Genomic DNA, 7,500 nt, shown 5'->3' on the forward strand with positions numbered 1-7,500 from the left:
TTGGAAAACATTCATGATTTATGGGATAGAGCTTTAGATCAAATTGAAAAAAAATTAAGCAAACCTAGTTTTGAAACCTGGCTCAAATCGACAAAAGCTCATGCTTTACAAGGAGACACGCTCATTATTACTGCACCTAATGATTTTGCACGGGACTGGTTAGAATCTAGGTATTCTAATTTAATTGCTGAAACACTTTATGATCTTACGGGGGAAGAGTTAGATGTAAAATTTATTATTCCTCCTAACCAGGCCGAGGAAGAATTCGATATTCAAACTCCTAAAAAGAAAGTCAATAAAGACGAAGGAGCAGAATTTCCTCAAAGCATGCTAAATTCGAAGTATACCTTTGATACATTTGTTATCGGATCTGGAAATCGGTTTGCGCATGCAGCTTCTTTAGCAGTAGCAGAAGCGCCGGCTAAAGCGTATAATCCGCTTTTTATTTACGGGGGAGTAGGATTAGGCAAAACACACTTAATGCACGCCATAGGCCACTATGTGTTAGATCATAATCCTGCCGCGAAAGTCGTGTACTTATCATCTGAAAAATTCACAAACGAGTTTATTAACTCTATTCGTGACAATAAAGCAGTAGAATTCCGCAACAAATACCGTAATGTAGATGTTTTACTGATTGATGATATTCAATTCTTAGCAGGTAAAGAGCAGACACAAGAAGAATTTTTCCATACGTTTAATACGCTTCACGAAGAAAGCAAGCAGATTGTCATCTCAAGTGATCGACCGCCGAAAGAAATTCCTACACTTGAAGATCGACTTCGCTCTCGCTTTGAATGGGGCCTTATTACAGACATCACACCACCAGATTTGGAAACACGAATTGCTATTTTGCGTAAAAAAGCCAAAGCGGACGGCTTAGTTATTCCAAATGAAGTTATGCTTTATATCGCCAATCAGATTGATTCAAATATTAGAGAATTAGAAGGCGCACTTATTCGTGTAGTAGCTTATTCTTCACTAATTAATAAAGATATAAACGCTGATTTAGCAGCAGAAGCATTAAAAGATATCATTCCTAGTTCAAAACCTAGGGTTATTACGATTCAAGACATCCAACAGATTGTTGGACAAGAATTTAATATAAAATTAGATGATTTCAAAGCAAAGAAACGTACAAAGTCAGTTGCGTTTCCTAGACAAATTGCCATGTACCTTTCTCGCGAACTAACGGATTTTTCGCTGCCTAAAATTGGAGAAGAGTTTGGCGGGCGAGACCATACTACTGTCATCCATGCTCATGAAAAAATCTCAAAACTTGTTCAAACAGATACTGACCTACAAAAACAAATTAAAGAAATAAGTGAATCACTAAAAATATAGGCTTTTTTTACTTGTATTTTGTGTATAAGTGAGTTAGGATTGTACACAGTCTGTCCACATGTGGATAGGCTGTGTTCTCACGTTTTTAGGGGTTATCCACATTTCCACAGCCCCTATTACTACTACTATCTTAAAATATAATAAATAATAAGCTTTTAAACCTACTTTTAAGGAGGATTAATTATTATGAAATTTATCATACAGAAAGACTATCTAGTTCAAAGCGTTCAAGACGTTATGAAAGCTGTATCTTCTAGAACAACAATTCCAATTTTAACGGGGATTAAAATTGTAGCGACTGAAGAAGGTGTTACCTTAACAGGAAGTGATTCCGATATCTCGATTGAATCGTTTATTCCAAACGAAGAAGAAGGAAAAGAGATTGTTGATATCCAAAAACCAGGAAGCGTTGTTCTCCCAGCTCGTTTCTTTAGTGAAATCGTAAAAAAGCTTCCTAAAGACATTGTAGAATTAGACGTCCAAAGTCACTTTTTAACAATCATTCGTTCAGGAAAAGCTGAATTTAACTTAAATGGTTTAGATGCAGAAGAGTATCCTCATTTACCACAGATCGAAGAAAACAACATGTTTAGATTACCGACAGACTTATTAAAAAACATGATTCGACAAACTGTCTTTGCGGTGTCCACCTCAGAAACACGACCTATCTTGACAGGTGTAAACTGGAAGGTCGATGGCAAAGAATTAACGTGCATTGCCACTGACAGTCACCGTCTAGCTTTGCGAAAAGCGACCATTGAAACTGGAAATGAAGCAACGTATAATGTGGTTATTCCAGGTAAAAGTTTAAGTGAATTCAGTAAGATCCTTGATGATTCTCATGAATTAGTAGACATTGTTATCACGGAAAATCAAGTATTATTCAAAACAAAACATTTACTATTTTTCTCAAGATTATTGGACGGAAATTATCCTGATACTTCAAGATTGATCCCAGCTGATAGTAAAACGGATGTTATATTGAACGTAAAAGAATTCTTGCAATCGATTGACCGCGCTTCTTTATTAGCTCGTGAAGGAAGAAACAACGTAGTAAAACTATCTACGCTGGATGAAGGAATTGTTGAAATCTCTTCTAACTCTCCTGAAATCGGAAAAGTAATTGAAGAGGTACAAAGTCAGTCTATCTCAGGAGAAGAATTAAAAATTTCTTTTAGCGCAAAATATATGTTAGATGCATTAAAAGCGCTCGAAGGAACAGATATCAAAATCAACTTCACTGGTGCGATGCGTCCATTTGTCATTCGAACATTAGAGGATGATTCAATGCTGCAGCTGATTTTACCAGTGCGAACATATTAAATCTCAGAAAGCTACTAGCATGCCGTACTAGTAGCTTTCTTTTCTCAAGGAGAATTATTTAGTAAAATAGAGATACATCATTAGAAAGTGAGAGAGTCGCATGAAAACAGAGGTTAAAATTTCAACTGAATACATTACGCTTGGCCAGTTTTTAAAATTAGCAGACGTCATTCAAACAGGTGGAATGGTAAAATGGTTTTTAAGTGAGCACGAAGTATATGTAAACGGGGAGCTAGAAGAGCGCCGCGGACGTAAATTATATGCAAATGACGAAGTGGATATACCGGCTGCAGGATCATTTGTTGTTATTACTTAAAGTTGGTGAAACGTTTGTATATTAAAGAAATTACTTTAACAAATTACCGAAACTATACGAAGACAACGATTCCTTTTGAAAATAAAGTAAACGTCATTTTGGGTGAAAACGCACAGGGTAAAACAAACGTGATGGAATCGATCTTCGTATTATCTATGGCTAAATCTCATCGTACATCCAACGATAAAGAATTAATTAAATGGGACTGTGAGTATGCAAAGCTATCCGGCATTGTAGAAAAGCATAGAGGACCTGTTACACTGGATTTAGTCATCTCAACAAAAGGGAAAAAAGCAAAATATAATCACATTGAGCAGAAAAAACTCAGTCAATATATAGGGTCAATTAACACTGTCATGTTTGCTCCGGAGGATTTGAACCTAGTTAAAGGGAGTCCGCAAGTAAGGCGCAAATTTATCGATATGGAAATTGGTCAAGTTTCGCCTGTTTACATGCATGATTTAAGCAGGTATCAAAAGATTTTGCAGCAAAGAAATCAATATTTGAAGCAGCTGCAGACAAAAAAACAAACGGATCTTTCACTTTTAGACGTACTTACGTTACAGTTAAGTGAAATGGCGGCGAAAATCTTAAAAAAACGTTTTGAGTTTTTACAGTTACTTCAACAGTGGGCAGAGCCTATTCATAAAGGGATCAGTCGAGACTTAGAAACATTAAAAATTGAGTATAAGAATTCAATTGATGTATCAGAAGATGCAGATTTGTCGAAAATGTTAGAAGCATATCATCAAAAGTTTGATAAAATAAAAAGTAGAGAAATTGATAGAGGTGTCACCTTAGCAGGACCACACCGTGATGATCTTCTTTTCTACGTTAATGAAAAAGACGTTCAAACATTTGGTTCACAAGGGCAACAGCGGACGACTGCTTTATCGTTAAAGCTTGCTGAAATCGAGTTAATTCATCAAGAAGTAGGTGAATATCCAATCTTGCTTTTAGACGACGTATTGTCTGAATTAGATGATTTTCGTCAATCACACTTGCTAAATACCATTCAAGGAAAAGTTCAGACGTTTGTAACGACAACGAGCATTGAAGGAATTCATCACGAGACCTTAGAAAAAGCCGCTACATATCACGTAGAAGCTGGCCAAATTCAAAAGGTCAAATAGCAATTGATCTATCTAAAAACTTTTCACAAGGCAATCTAACTGAAATATGATATCATTATAGTTTTAAGTCTATATATTTCAACTCGTACCCTCGATTATGAAAATTTTGTGCATAAGTAAACAAATTGCAAATACATTAAAGGCTCCGTATTATTTCCACATAATATTCGAAAAACATAATACAAAATGATAAATACAGCAGTTTGCTGTTAAAAAAAAGTGTAGGTGATACATTTGACGATGGAACAAAAAGAAGTACAAGCATATGAAGCTGATCAGATACAAGTATTAGAAGGATTAGAAGCTGTTCGTAAACGTCCGGGGATGTATATTGGATCGACGAGCGCAAAGGGTCTACATCATCTTGTATGGGAAATTGTAGATAATAGTATTGATGAAGCGCTGGCCGGCTATTGCGATGAAATTAATGTTATTATCGAAAAGGATAATAGTATTACAGTCAAAGATAACGGTCGTGGAATTCCGGTTGGTATTCAAGAAAAAATGGGCAGACCTGCCGTTGAAGTTATCTTAACGGTTCTTCATGCCGGAGGTAAATTTGGTGGCGGCGGCTATAAAGTATCTGGTGGATTACACGGTGTAGGTGCCTCAGTTGTTAATGCACTTTCTACCTCTTTGGAAGTGCACGTACATCGTGACGGTAAAGTTCATTATCAAAAATATGAACGAGGTGTACCGGCTGCTGACTTAAAAGTAGTTGGAGAAACAGATAAAACAGGTACTGTTATTCAATTCCGTCCAGACGGTGAAATTTTTACAGAAACGCTTGAATACGATTTTGATACGTTAGCTAATCGTCTGCGTGAGTTAGCTTTCTTAAATCGCGGCATTAAAATTACGATTGAAGACAAACGTGAAGAAGATAAAAGACGTGAGTATCACTATGAAGGTGGAATTAAGTCTTACGTTGAACACTTAAACCGTTCGAAAGAAGTGATTCACGAAGAGCCAATCTATATTGAAGGTAATCGAGACAACATTTCTGTAGAAATTGCTATTCAATATAACGATAGCTATACAAGTAATTTATATTCTTTTGCAAACAATATTCACACATATGAAGGTGGAACGCACGAAGCAGGATTTAAAACAGCGTTAACGCGTGTAATTAACGACTATGCACGTAAAAACAGCGTATTTAAAGACAGTGACGCCAATCTAACAGGTGAAGATGTTCGTGAAGGAATTACAGCTATCATCTCTATTAAGCACCCAGATCCGCAGTTCGAAGGACAAACAAAAACAAAGCTGGGAAATAGTGAAGCAAGAACAATTACTGACTCTGTGTTTGCAGAACACTTAGAAACTTACTTGCTAGAGAACCCTATTGTGGCGAAAAAGGTAATTGAAAAAGGTTTAATGGCTGCAAGAGCAAGAATGGCAGCTAAAAAAGCTCGTGAGCTTACACGCCGTAAAAGCGCGCTTGAAATTTCAAACTTACCGGGTAAATTAGCAGATTGTTCATCAAAAGATCCTTCTATTAGCGAACTCTATGTAGTAGAGGGTGACTCTGCCGGAGGTTCAGCTAAGCAGGGAAGAAGCCGTCATTTCCAAGCTATTTTGCCTTTACGTGGTAAAATTATCAACGTAGAGAAAGCGCGTTTAGATAAAATTTTATCTAATAACGAAATTCGTACAATCATTACCGCTCTAGGAACGGGTATTGGTGACGATTTTGATATTTCGAAAGCCCGCTACCATAAAATTGTGATTATGACAGATGCAGACGTAGACGGTGCGCATATTCGTACGCTTCTTCTAACGTTCTTCTATCGCTATATGAGACAGATTATTGAGCACGGATATGTGTACATTGCTCAGCCGCCTCTTTACAAAGTTTCACAAGGTAAAAAAGTGGAGTACGCGTACAACGATCGTCAATTAGAAGAGGTATTAGCTTCTTTCCCTGAAGGCGCAAAACCAAACCTTCAGCGTTACAAAGGTTTAGGAGAGATGAATCCTGAACAATTATGGGAAACAACAATGGATCCAGAGTTCCGTACCCTTCTTCAGGTGAACTTGCAAGATGCAATTGAAGCTGATGAGACATTTGAAATTTTAATGGGCGACAAAGTAGAACCACGCCGTAATTTCATTGAAGAAAATGCTCAGTACGTAAAAAATCTTGATATTTAAATGAACGGTAATACCCTTTATATTTTTTATAAAGGGTATATAAACGTCAGGATGGAGATAGGTTCTATCCTGCGTTTACATATATATGAATTACTATACTGAACTTCGCGAAGGAGGTTCTTATCGATGTCAGATAAACCAAACTCTCAAATAAGAGAAGTAAATATTAGTCAAGAAATGCGCGCATCCTTTTTAGATTATGCAATGAGCGTAATTGTATCGCGTGCTTTACCAGATGTAAGAGACGGACTTAAGCCTGTGCACCGTCGTATTTTATATGCAATGAATGATTTAGGTATGGGATCGGATAAGCCATATAAAAAATCAGCTCGTATTGTAGGAGAAGTAATTGGTAAGTATCACCCACACGGTGACTCAGCTGTATATGAAACAATGGTTCGTATGGCACAAGATTTTAGCTATCGTTATATGCTAATCGACGGTCATGGAAACTTTGGATCTGTTGATGGAGATGCAGCAGCAGCTATGCGTTATACAGAAGCAAGAATGTCAAAAGTTTCGATGGAACTGTTGCGTGACATCAATAAAGATACAATTGATTACCAAGATAACTATGACGGTTCTGAACGTGAACCAATTGTATTACCTGCTAGATTTCCAAATTTACTTGTAAACGGTTCAGCCGGAATTGCGGTAGGTATGGCGACAAATATTCCTCCGCATCAGTTAGGGGAAGTCATTGACGGCGTTTTAGCTGTAAGTCAAGACCCTGATATCACAATTGCAGAGTTAATGGAGATTATTCCAGGCCCGGATTTCCCAACTGCAGGACAAATTCTTGGCCGCAGCGGAATTCGTAAAGCTTATGAAACTGGAAAAGGTTCTATTATTGTTCGCGCAAAAGTAGAAATTGAAGAACAAAGCAATGGTAAACAAACTATTATTGTTCATGAACTTCCATACCAAGTAAATAAAGCAAAGCTAATTGAAAAAATTGCTGAGCTAGCTCGTGATAAGAAGATTGATGGAATTACGGATTTACGAGATGAGTCTGACCGTTCAGGTATGCGTATTGTTATTGAAGTAAGACGTGATGCAAATGCAAATGTTTTATTAAACAACTTATATAAGCAGACATCTCTTCAAACAAGTTTTGGTATTAATACCCTTGCATTAGTAGATGGACAGCCAAAAGTATTGAACTTGAAGCAATGTCTACAGTACTACTTAGACCATCAGGTAGTGGTTATTCGTCGTCGTACTGAA

General features: G+C 37.0%; 6 protein-coding genes (1 of these 6 only partly in view). All 6 read left to right on the top strand.

Annotation, left to right across the window (positions count from 1 at the left end; all coding sequences use genetic code 11):
• Positions 1 to 1,344, top strand: a complete 1,344-nt coding sequence (gene dnaA, locus JNUCC25_RS00005; protein ID WP_013054820.1) for a chromosomal replication initiator protein DnaA — start codon at positions 1 to 3, stop codon at positions 1,342 to 1,344.
• Positions 1,345 to 1,530: 186 nt separating this feature from the next.
• Positions 1,531 to 2,667: a DNA polymerase III subunit beta gene (gene dnaN / locus JNUCC25_RS00010; protein WP_013054821.1), complete on the top strand. Its 1,137-nt coding sequence runs from the start codon at positions 1,531 to 1,533 to the stop codon at positions 2,665 to 2,667.
• Between the two features lie 100 nt (positions 2,668 to 2,767).
• Positions 2,768 to 2,983, top strand: a complete 216-nt coding sequence (gene yaaA, locus JNUCC25_RS00015) for a S4 domain-containing protein YaaA (RefSeq protein WP_013054822.1) — start codon at positions 2,768 to 2,770, stop codon at positions 2,981 to 2,983.
• 14 nt (positions 2,984 to 2,997) lie between these two features.
• Positions 2,998 to 4,116, top strand: a complete 1,119-nt coding sequence (gene recF / locus JNUCC25_RS00020) for a DNA replication/repair protein RecF (protein ID WP_013054823.1) — start codon at positions 2,998 to 3,000, stop codon at positions 4,114 to 4,116.
• A 240-nt stretch (positions 4,117 to 4,356) separates the two neighbouring features.
• Positions 4,357 to 6,273 carry a DNA topoisomerase (ATP-hydrolyzing) subunit B gene (gene gyrB / locus JNUCC25_RS00025; RefSeq protein ID WP_013054824.1) on the top strand — a complete coding sequence of 639 codons (1,917 nt, stop codon included), beginning with the start codon at positions 4,357 to 4,359 and terminating at the stop codon, positions 6,271 to 6,273.
• A gap of 126 nt (positions 6,274 to 6,399) precedes the next feature.
• On the top strand, positions 6,400 to 7,500 hold the 5' end (the start) of the coding sequence (gyrA, locus tag JNUCC25_RS00030) for a DNA gyrase subunit A (protein ID WP_013054825.1). It continues 1,410 nt past the right edge of the window; 1,101 of the gene's 2,511 nt are visible here — the first part of the coding sequence; it begins with the start codon at positions 6,400 to 6,402; its stop codon lies off the right edge, out of view.

The organism is Priestia sp. JNUCC 25, from assembly GCF_053667915.1.